Here is a 24,740-nt window from a genome sequence, read left to right as displayed (position 1 = left end):
TACTTGAGTAAGTAACTGGGGTGAGCGAGTGCAGGTAACAACACTGCAGCTTGAAAGACGACGGGTATTAGCTATTGCCCGCCATATTAAAATAAATCGGGATTAGCAACGTTTGATACGGGTGCCGCGGCCCTTTCGCCCGGTAACAAGACTTACTTAAAGAATCGAGCCGACAATATATGCCTTTTACACTTGGTCAACGCTGGATCAGCGACACGGAAAGCGAATTAGGACTGGGAACCGTCGTGGCGCTGGATACGCGCATGATTACCCTGCTTTTCCCCGCCACCGGCGAAAACCGCCTCTATGCCAGAAATGACTCGCCAATCACCCGCGTGATGTTCAACCCGGGCGACACCATCAGCAACCACGAAGGTTGGGAGCTGCAGGTGGAAGAGGTCAAAGAGGAAAACGGCCTGCTGACTTATATTGGCACCCGCCTGGATACCCAGGAAAGCGGTGTGGCAATGCGTGAAGTGCTGCTGGACAGCAAACTGACCTTCAGCAAGCCACAGGACCGTCTGTTTGCCGGCCAGATCGACCGTATGGACCGTTTCGCCCTGCGTTTCCGTGCGCGCAAATACCAGAGCGAGCAGTATCGTCTGCCATTTGCCGGCCTGCGCGGCATGCGCGCCAGCCTGATCCCGCACCAGTTACACATCGCCTATGAAGTCGGCCAGCGCCATGCGCCGCGCGTACTGTTGGCAGATGAGGTGGGTTTGGGTAAAACCATCGAAGCCGGGATGATCATTCACCAGCAATTGCTGGCAGGCCGCGCCGAGCGCGTACTGATCGTGGTGCCGGAAACCCTGCAGCACCAGTGGCTGGTCGAAATGATGCGCCGCTTCAACCTGTATTTCTCGCTGTTCGACGACAGCCGTTACTCCGAGGCCAAGCTCGACAGCAGCAACCCGTTTGAAACCGAACAGTTGGTGATCTGCTCGCTGGACTTCGTCCGTCGCAACAAACTGCGCCTGGAAGAGCTGGCCGACGCCCAGTGGGATCTGTTGGTGGTCGATGAAGCCCACCACCTGGCCTGGAGCGAAGAGGCACCAAGCCGCGAGTATCAGGTCATCGAACAACTGGCTGAGCACATTCCCGGCGTGCTGCTGCTGACCGCCACCCCGGAACAGCTCGGCCAGCAAAGCCACTTCGCCCGCTTGCGCCTGCTGGATCCGAACCGTTTCCACGATTACCAGGATTTTGTCGCCGAACAGCAAAAATATCGCCCGGTGGCCGATGCCGTCACCCTGCTGCTGAGCGGTGAACGCCTGGCCGATGACAAACTGAACCTGCTGGGCGAACTGATCGACGAGCAGGATATCGAACCGCTGCTGAAAGCGGCCAACAGCAACAGCGACAACAGTGAGCAGGCGCGTCAGGAACTGGTCACCATGCTGATGGACCGCCACGGCACCAGCCGCGTGCTGTTCCGTAACACCCGTAACGGCGTCAAGGGCTTCCCGCACCGTTTCCTGCACCAGATCAAACTGCCGCTGCCGACCCAGTATCAGACCGCGATTAAAGTGTCCGGTATCATGGGCGCGAAGAAAACCGTTGAGGCGCGCGCGCGCGATATGCTGTATCCGGAGCAAATCTATCAGGAATTCGAAGGCGAGAACGCCACCTGGTGGAACTTCGATCCGCGCGTTGAATGGTTGCTGAACTACCTGGTGGCCAACCGCCACGAGAAAGTACTGGTGATCTGCGCCCACGCCGCCACCGCGCTGCAGCTTGAACAAGTGCTGCGTGAACGTGAAGCGATCCGCGCCGCGGTCTTCCACGAAGGCCTGTCGATTATCGAACGCGACCGTGCCGCCGCTTACTTCGCCTCAGAAGAAGATGGCGCCCAGGTGCTGCTGTGCTCGGAGATTGGCTCAGAAGGCCGTAACTTCCAGTTCGCCAGCCACCTGGTGATGTTCGATCTGCCGTTCAACCCGGACCTGCTGGAACAACGTATCGGCCGTCTGGACCGTATCGGCCAGATGCATGACATTCAGATCATGGTGCCTTATCTGGAAAACACCGCTCAGGCGGTGCTGGGCCGTTGGTTCCACGAAGGGCTGGATGCCTTCGAGCACACCTGCCCGACCGGCCGTACCATTTATGACAGCGGCTACGAGCAGCTGATTGGTTTCCTGGCGGCACCGACCGAGCAGGAAGGGCTGGATGAGTTCATTCACCACTGCCGTCAGCAGCACGACCACCTGAAAGTGCAACTGGAGCAGGGCCGTGACCGCCTGCTGGAAATGCACTCCAACGGCGGCGAGAAAGCGCAAGCGCTGGCAGAGGCCATCGCCAATCAGGACAACGATGTCAACCTGGTGGGCTTTGCGCTTAACCTGTTCGATATCGTCGGTATCAACCAGGACGATCGCAGCGATAACCTGATTGTCCTGACGCCATCCGACCACATGCTGGTGCCAGACTTCCCGGGCCTGCCGCAGGACGGCTGCACCGTGACCTTCGATCGCGAACAGGCACTGTCGCGTGAAGATGCGCAGTTCGTCAGTTGGGAACACCCGATTATTCGTAACGGCCTGGATCTGATCCTGTCCGGCGATACCGGCAGCTGTGCGGTTTCCCTGTTGAAAAACAAAGCGTTGCCGGTCGGCACCCTGCTGGTCGAACTGGTCTACGTGGTAGAAGCTCAGGCGCCGAAGCACCTGCAACTGACCCGCTTCCTGCCACCGACGCCAATCCGTATGCTGATGGACCGCAAAGGGACCAATCTGGCGGCGCAGGTTGAATTCGAAAGCTTCAACCGTCAGTTGAACGCGGTTAACCGCCATACCTCCAGCAAACTGGTCAATGCGGTGCAACAGGATGTGCATGCCATGCTGCAACAGGCGGAAAGCCTGGTTGAAGAGCAGGCACGCGCATTGATAGAGCAGGCGAAACAGGAAGCGGATGACAAGTTGAGCACCGAGCTGGCGCGTCTGGAAGCCCTGAAGGCGGTCAACCCGAACATCCGTGATGACGAAGTCGAAGCGCTGGAGTTCAATCGCAAGCAGGTGCTGGTAAACCTGAATGAAGCAGGATGGCGTCTGGATGCTATCCGTCTGGTGGTAGTAACTCACCAGTAACCTGCGCACAGGGGAACTTCGGTTCCCCTGTTGTCACTTTCAGCGGAGCCAATTAGATGGAACCCTACAATCCCCCGCAAGGCCCGATGCATATTCTGTATCAGGATGAGCACATTATGGTGGTCAACAAACCGAGTGGCCTGTTGTCGGTACCCGGCCGCGCCCCGGAAAATAAAGACAGCCTGATGACGCGCGTCCTGGCGGATCACCCGGCGGCAGAATCGGTGCATCGCCTGGATATGGCGACCAGCGGTGTGATTGTGGTGGCGCTGAACAAGGCGGCAGAGCGTGAGCTAAAGCGCCAGTTCCGCGATCGCGAACCGAAGAAGTCTTATATCGCCCGCGTATCGGGCCATCTGGAGCACGATGAAGGCCTGGTGGATTTACCGCTGATTTGTGACTGGCCGAACCGGCCGTTGCAGAAGGTGTGTTTCGAGACGGGCAAAGCGGCGCAAACCGAGTATCTGGTGCTGTCACGCGACGCCGATGGCAGCACGCGGGTAAAACTCATGCCGATTACCGGCCGCTCGCATCAGTTACGCGTGCATATGCTGGCGCTGGGCCACCCAATCCTCGGTGACGGTTTCTACGCACCGCCAGAAGTCAAAGCCATGGCGCCCAGGTTACAGCTGCATGCCCAGGAACTGCGTATTACCCACCCGGCGTTCCAGACCCCCATGCACTTTCGCGCCGAGCCGGATTTCTGAAAACGGGCCCAGCATGCTGGGCCCTTATCAGGCATTCAGGATCCAGACTTACTTGAAGCCTTTCTCACGCTTGATCAGGTCGTATGCTGCCTGAATCTCCTGCGCTTTCTGCTTGGCCATTTCCATCATTTGCGGCGGTAAACCTTTCGCCACCAGCTTGTCCGGATGGTGCTCGCTCATCAGCTTGCGGTAAGCGCGCTTGATGGTGGTGGCATCGTCGCTACTGCTGACACCCAGCACTTTGCAAGCATCGTCCAGCGTTGGCCCACGTTGCGCCTGCTGGAAACCGCCGTGCGAATAACCGCCCTGCTGACCGCCGCCAAACTGGCGCCCGCCTTCCATCATGCTGAGGAATTGATCGAACTGCGCACGCGAAATACCCAGTTCTTCAGCAATCACATACAGCACCTGACGTTCGTTCGGGTGCAGCGAACCGTCGGCGAATGCCGCCTGGATTTGAATTTCCAGAAACATCCGAATCAGGTCAAAACGGCCGAAACAAATGCTGCGGAACTGCTGCAGCGTTTCTCTCAGCGGAAACTGGCTCTGTTTGCCTTCACGAAATGCCTGCTGCGCCGCGGTACGAGCTTCTCCGTGCAGTTGCAGACGATCCATAAACAGGCTGGCGATCTGAATATCCGCCTCGGTAACGCGTCCTTTTGATTTGGTCAGGTGACCCATCACCTGAAAAGTGGTGCGGAAAAACAGCGTTTGCCGCGTTTGCTGGCCGGCGAAAAAGCCCCGGCTACGCTTATTGCTGCGCGCAGTATCGATCATATGACCGACAATCAGCCCCAAAACTACACCCCAGAATCCCGCGCCAGCCCAAACGGCCACGATGACCCCGAGCAGTTTTCCCCAATACTGCATATACTCCTCAATTATCATGCCGAAAGCCGACTGCTCCCTTCCGTCTTAGGTAAGGGTTAAGGCGATTTTTCTCAGGATTTGGATTATCATACCTGTCATTTATCTTTGCGCCTATCGACGACGCAAGTAAACGGCCGGATTTAACACTAGCGCAACGCAGATGAGTAATATAGTCTCTGACCGTTTGCCGGACATGACGCCTCTGATGACGGAACACCAAAACCGCGTATGAAAAAAAGTTTCCCAACACTGCTGGCCACACTGATTTGGACGGCACTCTACAGCCAGCACGCTCTGGCTGACCTTGCTGAGCAATGCATGCTTGGCGTTCCTGTTTATGATAAACCGCTGGTCAGCGGCGATCCCAACAGCCTGCCCGTCACCATTCACGCCGATGACTCCCGCGCGGATTATCCGAAAAGTGCGCTGTTCACCGGTAACGTGAATATTGAACAAGGCAACAGCACCCTGACCGCCAAACAGGTGGAACTGAACCAGACGCAAAATCCGGGGCAGACCGATCCGGTGCGCACCGTGACCGCTACCGGTGACGTGCACTACAGCGACAATCAGATCAAGCTGAAAGGCCCGAAAGCCTGGTCGAACCTGAACAACAAAGATACCGACGTCTATGAGGGTGACTACCAGATGGTAGGCCGTCAGGGGCGTGGCGATGCCGACAAGATGAAGATGCGCGGTGCCAACCGTTATACCATTTTGGAAAACGGCACCTTTACCTCCTGTCTGCCCGGCGACGACAGCTGGAGCGTGGTCGGTACCGAAGTGATCCACGACCGCGAAGAGCAGGTGGCGGAAATCTGGAACGCCCGCTTTAAAATTGGCGGCGTGCCGGTGTTCTACAGCCCGTACCTGCAATTGCCGGTCGGTGATAAACGTCGCTCCGGTTTCCTGATCCCGAACGCAAAATATGGCAGCAGCAATGGCTTTGAATTTATGCTGCCGTATTACTGGAACATTGCGCCGAACTTCGACGCCACCATCACACCGCACTACATGTCCCGACGCGGCCTGCAGTTGCAGAACGAATTCCGCTATCTGGTGCAGCCGGGCCTGGGCCTGATGGAGTTCGACTGGTTGCCGAACGATAAGGAATACAGCAAGGACAACCCTGACGACAGTAAACGTTGGTTGTTCTACTGGAACCACAATGGGGTGATGGACCAGGTGTGGCGCTTCAACGTCGACTACACCAAGGTCAGCGATTCCAAATACTTTACCGATCTGGACTCCAAATACGGTTCCACCACCGACGGCTATGCGACGCAGAAATTCAGCCTCGGCTACGCCATCGATAACTGGGACGCGACGTTAAGCTCCAAACAGTTCCAGATCTACGACGATACTGACCGCAGCCAATCCGACTCTTATAAAGTTCAGCCACAGCTGGACCTGAACTACTATAAAGACGATCTCGGCCCGTTCGATTTCCGCATTTACGGCCAGGCGGCCAAGTTCATCAGCGTCAACCCATACAGCCCGGACGCAACACGTCTGCATATGGAACCGACGCTGAGCCTGCCGCTGACCAACGGCTGGGGCAGTCTGAACACCGAAGCCAAACTGCTGGCAACCCACTATCAGCAGGATATTCCAGACGGTTTTGCCGCCAACTACAAGAGCCGTACCGGTAACAACGCGCCAGGTCTTGAAGACTCGGTCAACCGCGTGTTGCCGCAGTTCAAGGTCGACGGCAAGATGGTATTTGACCGCCCAATGGATTGGTCCGAAGGCTATACCCAGACCCTGGAACCGCGCATGCAGTACCTGTATGTGCCGTATCGCGACCAGAGCAACATCTACACCTACGACACCACGCTGCTGCAAACCGACTACTCCGGCCTGTTCCGCGACCGTACTTACAGCGGCCTGGATCGCATCGCTTCACAGAACCGTGTTTCAACCGGTTTGACCACGCGAATTTATGATGACGCGCTGATTGAACGTTTTAACGCTTCCGTGGGTCAAATTTACTACTTCAGCCGTTCCCGTACCGGTGACCAAACCACGGGCTACGATAACAATGATGATACCGGCAGCCTGGCCTGGGCCGGTGACACCTATTGGAAGATTGACGATCGTTGGGGCCTGCGTGGCGGCCTGCAGTATGACACGCGCCTCAATAGCGTTTCATTGGGCAACGGCGTACTGGAATACCGTCAGGATTCTGAACGCGTCCTGCAGTTGAACTACCGTTACGCCACGCCGGAGTATATTGAAACGGCACTGAACACCAAGCAGGTTCCAGCCTATCAGGACGGTATTTCGCAGGTGGGCGTCACCGGCAGTTGGCCAATCGCCGATCGTTGGGCCGTCGTTGGGGCTTATTACTACGACACCCGTGCCAAACAGTCCGCCGATCAGTTGCTCGGTGTGAAGTACAACACCTGCTGCTGGGCAGTGACCTTGGGCTATGAGCGTAAGATCACCGACTGGAATGGCAGCAACAATACCAGCGTTTATGACAACAAAGTTTCGTTCAACGTCGAACTGCGTGGCCTGAGCAGCGATCACAGTCTGGGCTCCGCGGAAATGTTGCGTTCCGGCATTCTGCCTTACCAGCGTGCATTTTGATGCTTTGTAACACTTTGAAAACGAGAACTTTAACCCGCATTTGCGGATTACATAATGGGAAATGTATGAAGAACTGGAGAACGCTTATTCTCGGATTGGTGGTTTGTGCCAATACCGCGTTCGCAGCACCCCAAGAAGTGGATAAAGTCGCCGCCGTCGTGGATAACGGCGTGGTCCTTGAGAGCGACGTAAGCACCCTGTTGCAGTCGGTAAAACTCAATGCACAGCAGGCCGGCCAGCAATTGCCGGATGACAAAACGCTTCGTCACCAGATCCTTGAGCGCCTGATTATGGATAACATCCAGCTGCAGATGGCCAAGAAAATGGGGATCAACGTTTCTGACGCCGATCTGGACAAAGCCATCGGCAACATCGCCGCACAGAACAAAATGAGCATCGATCAGATGCGCAGCCGTCTGGCGTATGAAGGCCTGAACTACAACACCTACCGTTCGCAGATCCGCAAGGAAATGCTGATTTCTGAGGTGCGTAACAATGAAGTGCGCCGCCGCGTCACTATCCTGCCGCAGGAAGTGGACTCACTGGCCGCTCAGGTTGGCGCTCAAAACGGTAGCGATACCGAAATGAACATCAGCCACATCCTGATCCCGCTGCCGGAAAACCCGTCGCAGGCGCAGGTAGACGACGCGGAAGCGCTGGCTAAAAAACTGATGGGTGAAATCAACGGCGGCGCCGACTTCGGCAAGCTGGCAATCTCCTACTCTGCCGACTCCCAGGCGCTGAAAGGCGGCAACATGGGCTGGGGCAAACTGCAGGAGATCCCGACCCTGTTCGCCGAAAGACTGGTTAACGCCAAAAAAGGCGATGTGGTTGGGCCAATCCGCTCCGGCGTCGGCTTCCATATCCTGAAAGTGAATGATATCCGTGGTGCCAACCAGTCGGTGTCTGTTACCGAGGTTCACGCTCGTCACATTCTGCTGAAACCTTCTGTGGTACTGACTGACGATCAGGCACGTGCCAAGTTGCAAGAGGTGGCCGAAGCCATCAAGAGCGGCCGCGCCAAGTTTGCTGACGAAGCCAAACAGCTTTCTCAGGATCCAGGTTCTGCATTGCAGGGCGGCGATCTGGGCTGGGCTTCCCCAGACATCTACGATCCGGCCTTCCGTGACGCGTTGATGAAGCTGAGTAAAGGCGAAGTCAGCCAACCGGTGCATTCTTCCTTCGGCTGGCACCTGATTCAGTTGCTGGATACGCGTCAGGTAGACAAAACCGATGCGGCGCAGAAAGATCGCGCTTACCGCATGCTGTTCAACCGCAAGTTTGCTGAAGAAGCGCAGACCTGGATGCAGGAACAACGTGCTCAGGCTTACGTGAAGATCCTTGACGGTAATGCACAACAATAATCGCATCGTAATCACCCCCGGCGAGCCTGCCGGGGTTGGGCCGGATTTGGTGGCAGCGCTGGCGCAACAGGATTGGCCTGTTGAACTGGTGGTGTGCGCGGATCCGGCCTTGTTGCTTGAACGCGCCCGGCAGTTAGACCTGCCGCTGCAACTGCGCACCTATCAGCCACAGCAACCTGCTCAGCCGCAGCGCGCGGGTACCTTGACGGTGTTGCCGGTCGCTACCGCTCATCCGGTAGTAGCGGGTGAGTTGAACGTAGGTAACAGTGCCTACGTGGTAGAAACTTTGGCGCGTGCCTGCGACGGTTGTCTGAACGGTGAATTCGCCGCGCTGATCACCGGCCCGGTGAACAAGGGCGTCATCAACGACGCCGGCGTGCCGTTCATTGGCCATACCGAATTCTTTGCCGATCGCAGCGGTTGCGATCGCGTGGTGATGATGTTGGCGACCGAAGAGCTGCGCGTGGCGCTGGCGACCACCCACCTGCCCTTACTGGCGGTGCCTGGCGCTATCACCCGGCAAAGCCTGCATGAAGTCATCCGCATTCTCGACCACGACCTGAAAACCAAATTTGGCCTCGCCCAACCGCAGATCTACGTCTGTGGCTTGAACCCGCATGCCGGGGAAGGCGGCCATATGGGACGTGAAGAGATAGATACCATCATCCCGGCGCTCGACGCGCTGCGTGCTGAAGGTATCACTCTGATCGGCCCACTGCCGGCAGACACCCTGTTCCAGCCCAAGTATCTGCAACATGCCGATGCGGTGCTGGCGATGTATCACGATCAGGGTCTACCGGTGCTAAAATACCAAGGGTTCGGCCGGGCGGTAAATATTACCCTCGGTTTGCCTTTTATCCGTACCTCGGTCGACCACGGTACCGCTTTGGAACTGGCCGGCACCGGCACCGCCGATGCAGGCAGTTTTAAAACGGCCTTGAATCTCGCCATTAAAATGATAATTAATTGTAATGAATAATAAAGTCCACCAAGGGCACTTTGCCCGCAAACGCTTTGGACAGAACTTTTTAACCGATCAGTTTGTCATCGACAGCATTGTCTCCGCCATTCACCCGATGCCGGGTGAAGCGGTAGTTGAAATCGGTCCCGGCCTGGGCGCACTGACCGAGCCGGTCGGCGCACGCATGGATCGCATGACGGTGATTGAGCTGGACCGCGATTTGGCGGCCCGCCTGGCAAATCACCCACAGCTGAAAGACAAACTGACCATTCACCAGCAAGATGCCATGACGGTGAACTTTGCCGAAATGGCCGAACAGGCTGGCCAGCCGCTGCGCGTGTTTGGTAACCTGCCGTATAACATTTCGACGCCGCTGATGTTCCACCTTTTCAGCTATACTCAGGCCATTCGCGACATGCACTTTATGTTGCAGAAAGAAGTGGTTAACCGCCTGGTTGCCGGCCCGAACAGCAAGGCCTACGGGCGTTTGACCGTAATGGCGCAGTACTACTGCAACGTTATTCCGGTGCTGGAAGTGCCACCGACCTCCTTCACCCCGGCACCGAAAGTGGATTCCGCCGTGGTACGTCTGGTGCCACACCTGGTGAACCCGAACCCGGTCGGCGACGTGCGGATGCTGAGCCGTATTACCACTCAGGCGTTCAACCAACGCCGGAAAACCGTCCGTAACAGCCTGGGCGACCTGTTCACCCCAGAGCAACTGACGGAGTTGGGTATCGATCCGATACTGAGAGCAGAGAATATTTCTGTGGCGCAATACTGTAAGCTGGCCAACTGGCTTTCAGCCAATCCCGCGCCGCAGCAATAAGGAGTTGTGGTCATGATTGATTCGCCCCGCGTATGTATTCAGGTACAAAGTGTCTATGTGGAATCACAGTCGATACCTGAGGAAGAACGTTACGTCTTCGCTTATACCATCACCATCCGCAACCTGGGGCGTTTCAATGTGCAACTGCTGGGCCGCTACTGGCTGATCACCAACAGCAATGGCCGTCAGACCGAAGTTCAGGGCGAAGGCGTCGTCGGCGAACAGCCGCTTATCCCGCCCGGTGGAGAATTCCAATACACCAGCGGTGCGATCCTTGAAACGCCATTGGGTACCATGGAAGGCCATTACGAAATGGTTGATCATCAGGGTCAGCCGTTCCAGACCGCTATTCCGGTGTTCCGCTTAGCTATCCCAACGCTGATTCACTAATTATGTCGACATATCTTATCGGCGACGTTCATGGCTGTTTTGATGAACTGAAATCGCTATTGGCCCAGGTGGCTTTCGATCCTCAGCAAGACCAGCTGTGGCTGACCGGCGATCTGGTCGCCCGCGGCCCTGGTTCACTGGATGTATTGCGCTACGTGCGTTCACTCGGCCCTGCGGTACGCATGGTGTTGGGCAACCACGACCTGCACCTGCTGGCGGTCTACGCCGGTATCAGCCGCAACAAGCCCAAAGACCGCATCACCCCGCTGTTGGAAGCCCCGGACGCCGACGAATTGATCAACTGGCTGCGCCGCCAACCGGTATTGCAGGTAGATGAACAACTCAAACTGGTGATGGCGCATGCCGGTATCACACCGCAGTGGGACATTGAAACCGCGCAACTGTGCGCCCGTGAAGTGGAAGCGGTGCTGAGCAGCGACAGCTACCCACTGTTCCTCGATGCCATGTACGGCGATATGCCGAACAACTGGAGCCCGGAGCTGAGTGGGCTGGCGCGCTTGCGTTTCAGCACCAATGCCCTGACGCGCATGCGTTACTGCTTCCCGAATGGCCAGCTCGACATGATCTGCAAAGATGCGCCAGGCACCGCGCCTGCGCCGCTCAAACCTTGGTTTGAGTTGCCACGATTGGTCGATGCCGATTACACCATTATCTTTGGTCACTGGGCATCACTGGAAGGCAGAGGTACACCGGCAGGCGTTATTGGCCTCGATACCGGCTGCTGCTGGGGAGGCGATTTGACCATGCTGCGCTGGGAAGACCAACAGTACTTTACCCAACCTGCCAATCGCCGGGATCTGCTGGACGGCGTGCACCAACAGGCCGCGTCATAATCAAGCCGGGGCGGTCAATGCCGCCCCGCTGTTTTCTTCTTAAGCCCCAATCACCCCACCGTCTTCCCGCGTAATCATCAATACTGACGAGCGCGGACGCGGACTATTGTTCGGGAAATGAGAGTCTCCTTCTTCCCCCGGATGCTGAACGTTGACGAACATCGTCTTGTAATCCGGCGTGAAGGTAATCCCGGTCAGCTCGCACGACTTTGGCCCAACCATAAAGCGGCGGATCTCGCCACTGAGTGGATCGCCCACCAGCATCTGGTTGTTCCCCTGCCCGGCATAATCACCCTTGTTACTGTATTTACCGTCGGTGAGGATCCACAGGCGACCGGACTTATCAAAGCCCAACCCGTCCGGGCTGTTAAAGGTATTGTCTGCCGTGATATTTGGCGTACCGCGGTTCACCCCTTCCGGATGCGCAATCGGGTTGCCGCACAGCGCATAAATATCCCAGGTGAATGACGCCGCCGTAGCATCGCCGCCCTCATCCCAACGGATAATCTGGCCATAGACATTGTTCGGGCGCGGGTTAGCCGCGTTCAATGGCATGCCTTCTTCGCCGCGCTTGCTGTTGTTGGTCAGTGTGCAGTAGGCACGACCATCATGCGGGTTGACCGCGATCCATTCCGGACGGTCCATTTTGGTGGCGCCCACCTGTGCCGCGGCCTTGCGGGCGAAGATCAGCACTTCGGCCTCATCACGGAAACCGTTTTCCGGCGTCAGGCCATTTTTGCCGAACTCCAGGGCAATCCAGCGGCCGGTGCCTTTCAACGGCGTACCGCCGGCATCACCGTCAAACTGCGCCACATACAGCGTGCCTTCGTCCAGCAAACTACGGTTATTGGCCGGGTTAGCCACGTCCACCACGCCTTTGGAAACATACTTGTAAATGTGCTCACCGCGCTCATCGTCACCCATGTAAACCACCAGGCGACCATCCTTGGCAACGGTTACCGCAGCATTTTCATGTTTGAATCGGCCCAGCGCCGTGTGTTTGATTGGCGTCGAAGTTGGATTCATCGGGTCGATTTCGACGATCCAGCCATGGCGGTTAAATTCATTCGGATTCTTCGCCACGTCAAAACGCTCGTCGTAATCCGGCCAATTGCGCTCCGGTTCGCTGACTTTTAGCGTATAGCGCTTTTGATCCGCCGTGGTCTTATAGTCGGCCTGATGGGTGCCGAAATAGGTATCGAAGTTCTCTTCGCAGGTCAGATAAGTCCCCCAGGGCGTTTTACCGTTGGCACAGTTGCCGAAGGTGCCCAGGACCTTGCGCCCGGTCGGATCGGCTGCCGTTTGCAGCAATGCATGACCGGCGGCCGGGCCGCTGAACTGCATTTCGGTGTTGGCCGTAATACGACGGTTATAGCGCGACGGACGCTCTACTTCCCAACGCTGGCTGTCACCGGCGCGCTTCACTGCCACGATAGAAACACCGTGCGCGGCCTGCGATTTACGCACATCTTCCAGACTGGTGGCTTTGCTGCCGCCATGGGCAAACAGATACTGCTCGTTAACATATTCATTGTTGATGGCCATCACGCCGTGATTATCATCAATCGGGAAGAAGCTCATACCATCGTTGTTGTCGCCAAACTGCTTTTCCTGGTCGGCGGCACTGTTGTTACCCTGCGGGTCAAAAGCGGCAGCGCCCTCTACCAACGGCTCGCCCCAGGAGATCAGCACCTCGGCACGATACCCCGGTGCAATCACCACCTCATCGGCGGTGGAGGCCGCAATGCCTTTGAAACCCAGCAGCTTGTTCGGCGGTAAATCCTCGGCCAGTGCTTCGGCGGAAACCGTCCAGATGCCGCCGCCGAGGAAACCGGCCAGGCCTACGGCTCCGGCGCTGCCCAGCAGCAGTTTACGACGGGTGGGATCGGTCAGGCGGTCGGCATCTAATGGCTCAATTTTGCTCGTCATTGCATTGCTTCCTTTTTTAAATGGCGCCGCAGTCAAGATTCACCAGAGTTGCCGGGCGCTCAGAGTTGGGCTTCATACTAATCAGGAAGTGTGACGAAAATGTTACAATCAGAAGCTGACGGAGGTTTGCCGCAGAAACGACAAAGGGCGCAATCTCTTGCGCCCTCAGGAAGATACAACTAACGCCCGGGAATTAACGGTGTTCTAAAATCTCGAAGCAATAGCTGTGAGAATTCACTTCGTCAGCATCGTGGAATTCGCTGAACGACGTTTCCCATTCATCCGGCTCATAGTCAGGGAAATGGGCGTCGCCACCGACTTCGGCATCGATATGCGTCAGATACATGCGATTGGCGCGTGCCAGGAATTGGCTGTAAATACGCCCACCGCCGATCACCATCACTTCTTCCACATCCCCGGCAGCGGCCAGAGCTTCGTCGATAGACGTGGCCCAGGTCACCCCGGCATCGGTGCCGGCGCGGCTGCTTAACACGATGTTATGGCGGCCCGGTAATGGACGACCAATCGACTCGAAAGTTTTACGGCCCATAATCACCGGTTTATTCAGCGTGTTACGTTTAAACCACGCTAAGTCCGCCGGCAGGTGCCACGGCATGGCGTTTTCCATGCCAATAACGCGATCCGCCGCCAAGGCAGCGATCAGGCTGATAATCATTGTTAAACCCTGTGTAGGCAGCAAAATTGCTCACACTATACGTAAAGCCCCAACTGCCGTCGATAGGCTAATCAAGCAATATGAATATATAAGATAGCTCTTATCAGTATATCTAATAATCAATTTTACCGGCTTGGTCACGCTTAAACGCCAGGGCGTTTCCGGTACAGCCACAACCCGGGTAACGACAGCCCGATCGATAACGCGCCGACGATAAAACAGGCCTTGAGGAGGTTGCTCATCAGGGTGGCCATCAGCGCCTCGCTGTAACCCAAATGCGAAATTTCCACCACCGAGATCATCGCGGTATAGGCCGAAATGCCCGGGAACATCGGGATCACTGCCGCCACGGTAAACACCTTCGGGTGTGCCAGCAGCCAGCGCGACCAGTAAATACCGATCATGCCGATCAAAATCGCCGCCAAAAACGTGGCCCATTCGATGTTCATTCCTGCGTGCATCATCAGCATGCGTGAACCGTGGCCTACTGCGCCAAGCAGCGCACAATAACGCAGCGCGCGCACCGGGACGTTGAATACCATGGCAAAACCCAGCGCCGGTACCGCCGCCAGCAGCATGTCCTGCAGCAAAGCCCAAAGCAGATTCATGACCACCCCCGCAGATCCCACAGCGACATTGCCATCACCACGCCAATGCAGGTCGCCAGCGTCAGCAGGCTGGCCATCGCCCAACGCGCCAGCCCGGTATTGATGTGGCCTTTGAACATGTCCGCAACCGCGTTAATCAGCGGAAAGCCCGGCACCAGCAACAGCACGCTGGCAGCCATCGCTACGGTGGAGGTTTCACTGAACATCGGCAGCCGCAGCAACAGGCCGGAAACCGAGGTGGCGACAAACGCCGTCAGGCAAAAGTTGATCAGTGGATTCATGTGGCGCGCGGTCAGCATTTGGCGCACGCTCATCGCCAGACCACTGGCGATAAAGGTCACGGCGAACGCCTTCTGATCGCCGCCGTTCAACACGCTAAAGCAGCCACAGGACAGTGCCACCATCAGCACCACCAGCCAGCGCGGATAGCGCAGCGGGCGAATTTTCTCGAAGCGTCGGGCCACGTCGTGCGCGTCCGCCAGCCGGTGTTCCGCCAAAATAACGATATGCTGTACCTCTGTCACCATCTGCATATTGATGCCGCGATCGACGTTCTTGCGCGTCGTCGTCAGGCATTCGCCGTGACTGATTGTCGTCAGCACCACCGCATTGGCCGAGATAGAGCTTTCCACGCTGTCCATCCCCAGCGCCAACCCCAAACGGGTCGATAACTGCTCCACCACCGTGCTTTCGGCGCCGTGCTGTAACAACAGCAAGGCACATTGAATACACAGACGAGTGATTTCACGCTGTTGCCGGTTCAGCTCCGGCGTTTCTGTCGGGGTTGCCTGATGCATTATGCTCCGTCACGTCCGTGAGTGAATATTCATCATAGTGCTACACATTACCTCATTGGGTTGATGCGTATCAGGGGAAGTGGCGTTATTATCAGCGCAATTAGGCCTTTTGTGCAGAGAGTCAAATCATGCTTGAAACTTCGCTGTTCGTTGCCGGTATTGCTACCCTGGGTATGCTGTCGCCCGGCCCGGATTTTTTCATGGTGATCAAGAATGCCACCCGCTACCCGCGCCTGGCCGCCATGATGACCGCTTTCGGCGTGATCTGCGGCGTCGCGACCCATATGTCTTACTGCGTTGCCGGACTGGCGGTAGTGATCACCACCACCCCATGGCTGTTTAACGTACTGAAATACGCCGGTGCGGTCTATCTGGTCTGGATTGGCATTCAGGCGCTGTTGTCACGCGGCGGCAGTAAAATGAACGTCAGTAATGTGCCACAGCAGCAGGTGAGTCTGAAAAGTGCCTTTGTGCAGGGCTATCTGTGTAATCTGCTCAATCCGAAGGCCACGTTGTTCTTCCTGGCGGTATTCACTCAGGTATTGCAGATCGACTCCGGGTTGGGTGAAAAACTGTGGTATGCGGGGATTATCCTTGGCCTGTCCGTCCTGTGGTGGCCGGTGCTGGTGCTCCTGATCCAAAGTGGTCCGGTGCGTCGCGGGCTGGAAAAGACCCAGAAGATAGTTGATAAATTGCTGGGCGGCATGTTGATTGCCCTGGGCATCAAAGTCGCACTGAGCTAACTCTTCCAGAATGGGGCGCAGCACCGTGCTGCGCCCATCGGGTTTACCCCTTGGCTTCCACTACCTCATCCTCTGGTGCCTTGCCGTCAATACTGCCACGCCAGCCACTCTGCTGTACCCGTGCCAACCGATTCTGATCCTGCTCGATAGCCGCACTGAGCATCTCTTTGGCCCGTTGCAGACCCGCGAGACGGAATTCGGTATCCTGATAATTCTCCAGCGTTTCCTCGAGCATTTTCAGGTTGTAGCGCCGGAAGGTATCCGCTTTTTCACGTGCCTCGTAAGCATCCAACCCCAAAAGTTCCAGCGTTTCGCGACCAATGCGCAACGAGCTTTCAAAGGTTTCACGCTCCGGACTTTCCACCCCTAACTGGCGCAACTGATACCAATGGTCAACATCGCGTGCGCGCGCCACCACCTTCAGGTGTGGGAAATGCCGCTTGGCCAGTTCGGTCAATTGCAGATTGGCCTCCACATCATCGATAGCATTGATCAGTACCTTGGCATGCTCGGCGCCTGCGGCCTCCAGCAGATCGGCGCGGGTGGCATCACCATAAAACACCTTGGTATCGAATTTGCGCAGCGTTTCAATATGGTCCGGATCGTGATCCAGTACCACGGTATGCACACCATTGGCCAACAGCAAACGGCCGGCGATCTGGCCAAAACGGCCAAATCCGGCAATGATCACACTGGCATTCTCATCATCGATTTCATCCGCCGGACGCTCATCTTTCGGCGCGTTTTTCTCAATCCTTGCAGCCACCACCAGCAACAGCGGCGTCACCGCCATCGACAAGGCCACCGCCAGCGTCAGCGATTTGGCCCACTCCGGCGGCAACACCCCGGCCAGCTGTGCGGCCCCGAAGATCACGAAGGCAAACTCACTGCCCTGACCTAACAAAATGGCGAACATGCCGCGCTGACGTTTCGGTACGCCAAGCCAGGGAGCAATCAACCACAACAGCGCCGCTTTGATCAGCATAAAGCCCAACAGCAGCGAGGCAATCAACAGCGGGTGATGGAACAGGGTGCCGAAGTCGATCGACATGCCAACACCGATAAAAAACAGCCCGAGCAGCAGGCCTTTGAACGGTTGAATATCACTTTCCAATGCATGACGGTATTCGGAGCTCGCCAGCATCACCCCGGCAAGGAAGGCGCCCATCGCCATCGACAGCCCGGCCATTTCCAACAGGATGCCAAAGCCAAACACCAGGAACAGCGCCACGGCGCTAAAGACTTCGCGCATGCCGGAGCGGGCGACAAAGTGCAGCAGTGGCCGGGTCACATAGCGGCCGAGCAGCACCACAATCACCAGCGCGCCGACGACCTTGGCCGCCGACAGGGCGAAGGTCGCTAACGTGGTGACGGCGCCGCTGCTGGCCAGCAATGGGATCATCGCCACTAGCGGGATCGCCGCAATATCCTGGAATAACAGGGCCGCAAACGCGCTGCGACCAATCGGTGACGGCGTCAGGTTACGTTCACTCATTGCCTGCATGGCTATCGCCGTAGAGGACAACGCCAGCGTCAGGCCAATCAGCAGTGCCACCTTCCAGTCCAGCCCGAGGAAATAGCAAAAGGCACTCAGCGCCAACCCGCAGGCCGCCATCTGGATAATACCGCCGCCAAACACCGAAGCACGCAGTGTCCACAGCCGTTTCGGATCCAGCTCCAGCCCGATGATAAACAGCATCAGCACCACGCCAATCTCGGCAAAGGTGAGGATCGACTCGGCATCAGAGACCAGTTTCAGCCCCCAGGGGCCAATAATGCAGCCGGCGATCAGATAACCCAGTACCGAGCCCAACCCCAGCCGCACCGCTATCGGCACGAACAGCGCGGCCGATCCCAGATAGATCAGCCCCTCAATCATCATATGGTGATTATCCATGTTCTACTCCCTGCTCCGCCGGTTCACTGTGTTCCATCAGGTAATCCACCAGCCGCCGCCGGTAGGCTTCTCCGGCGGCAATCAGCGCCGGTTCATTGCAGGTAAAGGTGTTATGAACGGCAAAATAGGGCTGCCAGTTCATCCCGCAATACAGCGCCGTAGCCTGCAGCGGCTGCCCCAGAGCGGCAAAATTTGGGTAATCGCCCAGTTCGAAATGGTGCTCATCGCCACCGCTGGTTACCGCCCACAGCAGATCTTTGCCTACCAGGGCATCGCCTTCATGGCCGTAGGCCCAGCCGTGCTCCAGCACTTTGTCGATCCACAGTTTCAGCAACGGCGGTTGGCTGTACCACTGCATCGGATGCTGCAGCACCACCAGGTCGGCACGCTCCAGCGCTTGCTGTTCGGCGTTGATATCGATATTGAAATCGGGATACAGCTCATACAGCGAACGGACTTCCACCTCGGGAAGATCCTTGACCGCCTGTAACAGGCGGTGGTTGGCATGAGAATGCCGGGGATAAGGATGGGCGTAAATTATCAGGATCATGGTTGTCGTCGTTCCTTCGTTCCTTGCCAATATATCAAGCATATACCAATCACACAGAGTGACAGTTTGCTGAATGATTGATAGCGGAAATTTTTAACGCGAGACAACAAATTGGCTGAAGGAGATAAAAAAAGGGCGCTGCATTGAACTGCAGCGCCCCGATGTTACGGCCTGGAGAGATTACTTACCGATGCGTGCGTGCATCTCCTGCACCGAAGTGACCTGTTCGGTCGGGTCAGCCTTCAGCGCCATCGCGGTGGCGAAGCCGCCGTTCAGGGTAGTGTCGTAATGCACCTTGTACTGCAGCGCACTGCGGCGAATCAGCTTGGAGTCCTCAATCGCCTGACGACCGGCCGTGGTGTTTACGATGTAGGTGTACTCGCCATTCTTGATACGGTCCTGAATGTGCGGACGGCCTTCATGCACCTTGTTGACCAGGCGCGGGTTAATCCCCGCTTCGCCCAGCACCACGGCGGTCCCGTGGGTCGCATCCAGTTCAAAGCCCTGTTTCAGCAGGCTTGCCGCCAGATCCACCACCCGGGCTTTATCGCCTTCACGTACCGACAGCAGTGCACGGCCCTGTTTTTTCATGCCTGACTGGCTGCCGAGCATCGCCTTGGAGAAGGCTTCCGCGAAGGTGCGGCCAACGCCCATCACTTCCCCGGTAGAGCGCATTTCCGGCCCTAAAATCGGGTCGACGCCCGGGAACTTGTTGAACGGCAACACCACTTCTTTCACCGAGTAGTAAGGCGGGATAACTTCTTCCGTTACGCCCTGCTCGGCCAGCGTTTTGCCTGCCATCACGCGTGCCGCCACCTTGGCCAACTGGACGCCGGTTGCCTTGGAGACGAATGGCACGGTACGCGCGGCACGTGGGTTGACTTCAATCAGGTAGACTTCGTTGTTCTTCACCGCAAACTGCACGTTCATCAGACCACGAACCTGCAGCTCGAACGCCAGTTTCTCAACCTGCTGACGCATCACGTCCTGGATCTCTTTGCTCAGGGTGTAGGCCGGCAGTGAGCAAGCGGAGTCACCGGAATGCACGCCCGCCTGTTCGATGTGTTCCATGATGCCGCCAATCAGCACCCGCTCGCCGTCGCAAATCGCATCGACGTCGACTTCTACCGCGTCATCCAGGAAGCGGTCCAGCAGCACTGGCGCGTCGTTAGAGACGCTGACCGCGTTCTGGAAGTAACGGCGCAGGTCGATGTCGTCGTAGACGATTTCCATCGCGCGGCCGCCCAGTACGTAGGAAGGACGCACCACCAGCGGGTAACCGATACCGGCCGCTTTCTCTACCGCCTGTTCTATGGTGGCGACGGTGGCGTTGGCCGGCTGTTTCAGGCCAAGACGCTGTACCGCCTGTTGGAAACGCTCGCGGTCTTCCGCACGGTCAATCGCATCCGGGCTGGTACCGATAATCGGCACGCCTGCGGCTTCCAGCTCACGCGCCAGCTTCAGCGGGGTCTGGCCACCGTACTGTACGATCACGCCTTTCGGCTTCTCGATACGCACGATTTCCAGCACGTCTTCCAGCGTGACCGGCTCGAAGTACAGACGGTCGGAAGTGTCGTAGTCGGTTGACACGGTTTCCGGGTTACAGTTGACCATAATGGTCTCGTAACCGTCTTCGCGCAGCGCCAGCGAGGCGTGTACGCAGCAGTAGTCGAACTCGATGCCCTGGCCGATACGGTTCGGACCGCCGCCCAGTACCATGATTTTCGGACGGTCATTGGTCGGATTAGACTCGCACTCTTCTTCATAGGTGGAGTACATGTAAGCGGTGTCGGTGGCGAATTCTGCCGCGCAGGTATCCACACGCTTGTAAACCGGGTGCAGCCCATAACCGTGGCGCAGCTTGCGGATTTCGCTTTCGGCAACGCCGGCCAGGGTAGCCAGACGCGCATCGGCGAAGCCTTTACGCTTCAGGGTGCGCAGGAACTCCTGCGTTAAACCGTTGATGCCGGTTTCGGCCACCTGCTCTTCCAGGCGCACCAGCTCTTCAATCTGCACCAGGAACCAGCGGTCGACGTTGGTCAGGTTGAATACGCCGTCCACCGACAGGCCGGCGCGGAAGGCATCTGCGATGTACCAAATGCGGTCAGAGCCGGCATCTTTCAGTTCACGGCGAATTTTGGTCAGCGCTTCCGGGTCGTCCAGGCTTACTTTAGGGTCAAAACCGGTGGCGCCCACTTCCAGGCCGCGCAGCGCTTTTTGCAGCGACTCTTGCTGGGTGCGGCCAATCGCCATCACTTCGCCGACGGATTTCATTTGGGTGGTCAGACGGTCGTTGGCACCGGCAAATTTCTCGAAGTTGAAACGAGGAATTTTGGTTACCACGTAGTCGATGGACGGTTCAAACGAGGCCGGCGTACGGCCACCGGTGATATCGTTCATCAGTTCGTCGAGGGTGTAACCCACCGCCAGCTTGGCGGCGATTTTGGCAATCGGGAAGCCGGTGGCTTTCGATGCCAGCGCCGAAGAGCGGGACACGCGCGGGTTCATTTCAATAACGATCAGGCGGCCGGTTTTCGGGTTAACCGAGAACTGCACGTTGGAGCCGCCGGTTTCCACGCCGATTTCACGCAGCACCGCCATCGAGGCGTTACGCATGATTTGGTATTCTTTGTCGGTCAGCGTCTGCGCCGGGGCCACGGTGATAGAGTCACCGGTATGGATGCCCATGGCGTCGAAGTTTTCAATCGAGCAGACGATGATGCAGTTATCATTTTTATCGCGCACCACCTCCATCTCGTACTCTTTCCAGCCAATCAGCGACTCGTCAATCAGCAGCTCTTTGGTCGGTGACAAGTCCAGGCCGCGTTCGCAGATCTCTTCGAACTCTTCGCGGTTATAAGCGATGCCGCCGCCGCTGCCGCCCATGGTAAAGGAAGGACGGATGATGCACGGGAAGCCAACGTCAGCGGCAACCGCCAGCGCTTCTTCCATATTGTGCGCGATACCGGAGCGCGCGGTGTCCAGGCCGATTTTTTTCATCGCCACGTCGAAACGGCGACGGTCTTCGGCTTTATCGATCGCGTCAGCGGTGGCGCCAATCATGGTCACGCCAAATTCGGCCAGCACGCCCTGACGTTCCAGCTCCAGCGCACAGTTCAGTGCGGTCTGGCCGCCCATGGTCGGCAGCACGGCATCCGGGCGCTCTTTTTCGATGATTTTGCGCACCACTTTCCAGTGAATCGGCTCGATGTAGGTCGCATCGGCCATTTCCGGGTCGGTCATGATAGTGGCCGGGTTGGAGTTCACCAAAATAACGCGGTAACCCTCTTCGCGCAGCGCTTTACACGCCTGAGCACCCGAGTAGTCGAACTCACACGCCTGGCCGATAACAATCGGGCCAGCGCCGAGGATCAGGATGCTTTTTATGTCTGTACGTTTTGGCATTTTTACTGCTCCTGATTATTTGGCGTTAGAACGGTAAGTCTCGATCAGTTCGATAAAGTGATCGAACAGCGGCGCGGCATCGTGTGGGCCCGGGCTGGCTTCCGGGTGGCCCTGGAAGCTGAACGCCGCCTTGTCGGTGCGGTGAATGCCCTGCACCGTATGGTCAAACAAGGATTTGTGCGTTACGCGCAGTTCCGCCGGCAGGTTATTTTCGTCCACGGCAAAACCATGGTTCTGCGCGGTGATCATGACGCAGTCTTTATCCAGGTCTTTTACCGGGTGGTTGCCGCCGTGGTGGCCGAGCTTCATCTTCACGGTTTTCGCGCCGCTGGCCAGTGCCAGCAACTGGTGGCCGAGGCAGATGCCAAACACCGGAATGTCGGTTTCCAGGAACTGCTTGATGGCGGTGATGGCGTAATCACAAGGCTCCGGGTCACCCGGGCCGTTGGACAGGAAAATGCCGTCCGGATCCATCTTCAACACTTCATCTGCCGGGGTCTGTGCCGGCACTACCGTCAGGCGGCAGCCGCGATCCACCAGCATACGCAGGATGTTGCGCTTGGCGCCGAAGTCGTAAGCCACTACGTGGAACGGCAGCTCGGAGGCCGCTTTGGCTTCCGGCAGTTCGCCTTCCAGCGTCCAGCTGCCTTGCTGCCAGCTGTAAGCTTCCTGGGTGGTCACTTCTTTCGCCAGATCCATGCCTTTCAGGCCCGGGAAACCTTTGGCCTTGGCCAAGGCCAGGGCTGCATCCGGGGTATCGGCAGCAATGATGCAGCCGTTCTGTGCACCCTTCTCACGCAGCAGACGGGTCAGCTTGCGGGTATCAATATCGGCGATCGCCACGATGTTATGACGCTTCAGGTAGTCAGACAGGCCTTCTTCGTTGCGGTAGTTGCTGGCAATCAGTGGGAGGTCGCGAATGACGAGGCCTTGGGCGTGTACTGCGGAGGATTCTTCGTCAGCAGCATTGGTGCCGACATTGCCGATATGAGGATAAGTAAGAGTAACGATCTGGCGGGAGTAGGAAGGATCAGTGAGGATTTCTTGATAACCGGTCATCGACGTATTGAAGACCACTTCTCCTACTGCCGTACCCTCTGCCCCGATGGCCCGACCGTGGAATTGGGTTCCGTCTTCGAGAACCAATAGCGCTGACTTAATCAAAACACCCTCCAAGGAATAATCAATCACAATATTTGCATATTAATTCAGATATCGCGATCTAAATCAATGCAAAAACCGCCCTCAAGGTCAATTTTTGGCAAATTGGGCGCATTCTAATGATGAGAGCTCCGCTTGTCTACCCAAAGCGCCATTTTTTCTCTTATTTTTGCACTTCTCGACGTTTAATAGGGTTAGCAGCCATAAAAACACCGCTAAACTCGGGTTGGTAAACGGTTGCGGGGACGAATGACAAAAAAGCGCGATGATGAAGGCAAAATTCAGGGAAAAAAACATCACCATCAGGAGATCCTGGTTAAAAAACACAAGTAAACATATAAAAATAGCCATTATGAAAACAAATAAACACATAACCCATGTTTTATGTGTTAAAAAAAAGGACAATAAAATTATTGTCCATTAATCATAGTATTATGATCAATACAACCACATCACGATGGTATATAAATCAATTATAATTGGTCTAAATTGAGCACATCTCGCATATCAAACAGCCCTTTATCACGGTTATGCAACCATGATGCCGCCCGTACCGCCCCGCTGGCAAAAGTCATCCGGCTGGAGGCTTTATGGGTGATCTCAACCCGCTCGCCAATGTCGGCAAACATGGCGGTATGCTCACCCACGATATCGCCTGCACGAACAGTGGCAAAGCCAATGCTCTTCGGATCGCGTTCACCGGTATAACCTTCACGCGCATACACCGCGCACTCTTTAAGATCGCGCCCCAGTGCGCCAGCGATAGCCTCACCCATTGCCAACGCCGTGCCCGAAGGGGCATCCACTTTATGGCGATGGTGCGCTTCAATAATCTCGATATCGGTATAGTCGCCCATCACCTGTGCGGCTTTTTCCAACAGTTTCAGCACCAGATTGACGCCGACGCTGAAGTTGGCGGCAAAGACGATCCCAATCTGCTGCCCGGCGGCACGGATGGCGTCTTTACCGGAGTCATCAAAGCCGGTAGTGCCAATCACCATGGCTTTTTTATGCTCGACGCAGAAAGCCAGATAGGCCAGGGTGCTTTCCGGGCGGGTGAAGTCGATCAGAATATCGAAATCATCGACCACCTTTTCCAGACTGTCGCTAACGGTCACGCCCAGTGCGCCAACGCCCGCCAGTTCACCGGCGTCGGTACCGATCAGGCTTGAACCTGGCCGCGATATCGCTGCCCCCAGCACCACGCCCGGTGCCTGCTGTACCGCCTGGATCAATTGACGGCCCATACGGCCGCCGGAACCCGCAACCGCGATGCGGATTAATGAATCAGTCATACTTGCTCTCTTGTTGATTTGACGCC

General features: G+C 56.7%; 19 protein-coding genes. 9 read left to right on the top strand and 10 right to left on the bottom strand.

Annotated elements, in window-relative coordinates; translation table 11 throughout:
- Positions 1-179 precede the first annotated feature (179 nt).
- Positions 180-3,086 (top strand): RNA polymerase-associated protein RapA, encoded by a 2,907-nt coding sequence (gene rapA, locus M2406_RS12295; protein ID WP_259190198.1) that lies wholly within the window; start codon positions 180-182, stop codon positions 3,084-3,086.
- Between the two features lie 56 nt (positions 3,087-3,142).
- A complete protein-coding gene (rluA, locus tag M2406_RS12290; RefSeq protein ID WP_259190196.1) occupies positions 3,143-3,793 on the top strand; it encodes a bifunctional tRNA pseudouridine(32) synthase/23S rRNA pseudouridine(746) synthase RluA in 651 nt (216 codons plus the stop codon).
- Between the two features lie 48 nt (positions 3,794-3,841).
- Here the strand turns inward: rluA and djlA are convergent, their stop codons facing one another.
- Positions 3,842-4,663, bottom strand: a complete 822-nt coding sequence (djlA, locus tag M2406_RS12285; protein ID WP_012005179.1) for a co-chaperone DjlA — start codon at positions 4,661-4,663, stop codon at positions 3,842-3,844.
- 228 nt (positions 4,664-4,891) lie between these two features.
- Between djlA and lptD the strand changes: the two genes are divergently transcribed.
- The 6 genes from lptD (at position 4,892) to apaH (ending at position 11,653) form a co-directional block, all read left to right on the top strand.
- Positions 4,892-7,255 carry an LPS assembly protein LptD gene (lptD, locus tag M2406_RS12280; RefSeq protein WP_012005178.1) on the top strand — a complete coding sequence of 788 codons (2,364 nt, stop codon included), beginning with the start codon at positions 4,892-4,894 and terminating at the stop codon, positions 7,253-7,255.
- A 65-nt stretch (positions 7,256-7,320) separates the two neighbouring features.
- Positions 7,321-8,619 carry a peptidylprolyl isomerase SurA gene (surA, locus tag M2406_RS12275; protein ID WP_012005177.1) on the top strand — a complete coding sequence of 433 codons (1,299 nt, stop codon included), beginning with the start codon at positions 7,321-7,323 and terminating at the stop codon, positions 8,617-8,619.
- The gene (pdxA, locus tag M2406_RS12270) at positions 8,606-9,598 is read left to right on the top strand and encodes a 4-hydroxythreonine-4-phosphate dehydrogenase PdxA (RefSeq protein ID WP_017891579.1); all 993 of its coding nucleotides are present in this window, start codon (positions 8,606-8,608) and stop codon (positions 9,596-9,598) included. Before surA ends, pdxA begins: the two co-directional genes overlap by 14 nt.
- A complete protein-coding gene (rsmA, locus tag M2406_RS12265; RefSeq protein WP_012005175.1) occupies positions 9,591-10,409 on the top strand; it encodes a 16S rRNA (adenine(1518)-N(6)/adenine(1519)-N(6))-dimethyltransferase RsmA in 819 nt (272 codons plus the stop codon). Before pdxA ends, rsmA begins: the two co-directional genes overlap by 8 nt.
- Before the next feature lie 12 nt (positions 10,410-10,421).
- Positions 10,422-10,799, top strand: coding sequence for a Co2+/Mg2+ efflux protein ApaG (apaG, locus tag M2406_RS12260; RefSeq protein WP_012005174.1), 378 nt, complete (start codon positions 10,422-10,424; stop codon positions 10,797-10,799).
- Between the two features lie 2 nt (positions 10,800-10,801).
- On the top strand, positions 10,802-11,653 hold the full coding sequence (apaH, locus tag M2406_RS12255; RefSeq protein ID WP_012005173.1) for a bis(5'-nucleosyl)-tetraphosphatase (symmetrical) ApaH: 852 nt from the start codon (positions 10,802-10,804) through the stop codon (positions 11,651-11,653).
- Positions 11,654-11,692: 39 nt separating this feature from the next.
- On the opposite strand, the gene M2406_RS12250 is transcribed toward apaH, so the two are convergent.
- The 4 genes from M2406_RS12250 to M2406_RS12235 all read right to left on the bottom strand — a co-directional run bounded on the left by M2406_RS12250 (position 11,693) and on the right by M2406_RS12235 (position 15,663).
- Complete coding sequence (locus tag M2406_RS12250) at positions 11,693-13,582, bottom strand: PhoX family phosphatase (RefSeq protein WP_012005172.1); 1,890 nt, start codon at positions 13,580-13,582, stop codon at positions 11,693-11,695.
- 193 nt (positions 13,583-13,775) lie between these two features.
- Positions 13,776-14,258, bottom strand: coding sequence for a type 3 dihydrofolate reductase (gene folA / locus M2406_RS12245; RefSeq protein WP_012005171.1), 483 nt, complete (start codon positions 14,256-14,258; stop codon positions 13,776-13,778).
- A 143-nt stretch (positions 14,259-14,401) separates the two neighbouring features.
- On the bottom strand, positions 14,402-14,866 hold the full coding sequence (locus tag M2406_RS12240; RefSeq protein ID WP_017891577.1) for a threonine/serine exporter: 465 nt from the start codon (positions 14,864-14,866) through the stop codon (positions 14,402-14,404).
- On the bottom strand, positions 14,863-15,663 hold the full coding sequence (locus M2406_RS12235) for a threonine/serine exporter ThrE family protein (protein ID WP_012005169.1): 801 nt from the start codon (positions 15,661-15,663) through the stop codon (positions 14,863-14,865). The genes M2406_RS12240 and M2406_RS12235 overlap by 4 nt, the downstream gene beginning before the upstream one ends.
- 128 nt (positions 15,664-15,791) lie before the next feature.
- Between M2406_RS12235 and M2406_RS12230 the strand changes: the two genes are divergently transcribed.
- Positions 15,792-16,406, top strand: coding sequence for a LysE family translocator (locus M2406_RS12230; protein WP_012005168.1), 615 nt, complete (start codon positions 15,792-15,794; stop codon positions 16,404-16,406).
- A 43-nt stretch (positions 16,407-16,449) separates the two neighbouring features.
- Here M2406_RS12230 and kefC read toward each other — a convergent pair whose 3' ends face one another.
- From kefC to dapB, 5 genes are all read right to left on the bottom strand, one after another.
- Complete coding sequence (gene kefC / locus M2406_RS12225; RefSeq protein WP_012005167.1) at positions 16,450-18,303, bottom strand: glutathione-regulated potassium-efflux system protein KefC; 1,854 nt, start codon at positions 18,301-18,303, stop codon at positions 16,450-16,452.
- Entirely contained in the window at positions 18,296-18,853 is a 558-nt protein-coding gene (gene kefF, locus M2406_RS12220) for a glutathione-regulated potassium-efflux system oxidoreductase KefF (protein ID WP_259190193.1), read from the bottom strand. Before kefF ends, kefC begins: the two co-directional genes overlap by 8 nt.
- Before the next feature lie 180 nt (positions 18,854-19,033).
- Complete coding sequence (gene carB / locus M2406_RS12215; RefSeq protein WP_012005165.1) at positions 19,034-22,258, bottom strand: carbamoyl-phosphate synthase large subunit; 3,225 nt, start codon at positions 22,256-22,258, stop codon at positions 19,034-19,036.
- A gap of 15 nt (positions 22,259-22,273) precedes the next feature.
- On the bottom strand, positions 22,274-23,422 hold the full coding sequence (gene carA, locus M2406_RS12210) for a glutamine-hydrolyzing carbamoyl-phosphate synthase small subunit (RefSeq protein WP_026142192.1): 1,149 nt from the start codon (positions 23,420-23,422) through the stop codon (positions 22,274-22,276).
- 470 nt (positions 23,423-23,892) lie between these two features.
- On the bottom strand, positions 23,893-24,714 hold the full coding sequence (dapB, locus tag M2406_RS12205; protein ID WP_115183307.1) for a 4-hydroxy-tetrahydrodipicolinate reductase: 822 nt from the start codon (positions 24,712-24,714) through the stop codon (positions 23,893-23,895).
- Positions 24,715-24,740 lie beyond the last annotated feature (26 nt).

Origin of the sequence: Serratia sp. BIGb0163, assembly GCF_024809935.1 — a bacterium.
GTDB classification, from domain to species: Bacteria; Pseudomonadota; Gammaproteobacteria; order Enterobacterales; family Enterobacteriaceae; genus Serratia; species Serratia quinivorans.
Note: the sequence above shows the minus strand (reverse complement) of the source record. Positions and strands in the feature narration are given on the sequence as shown.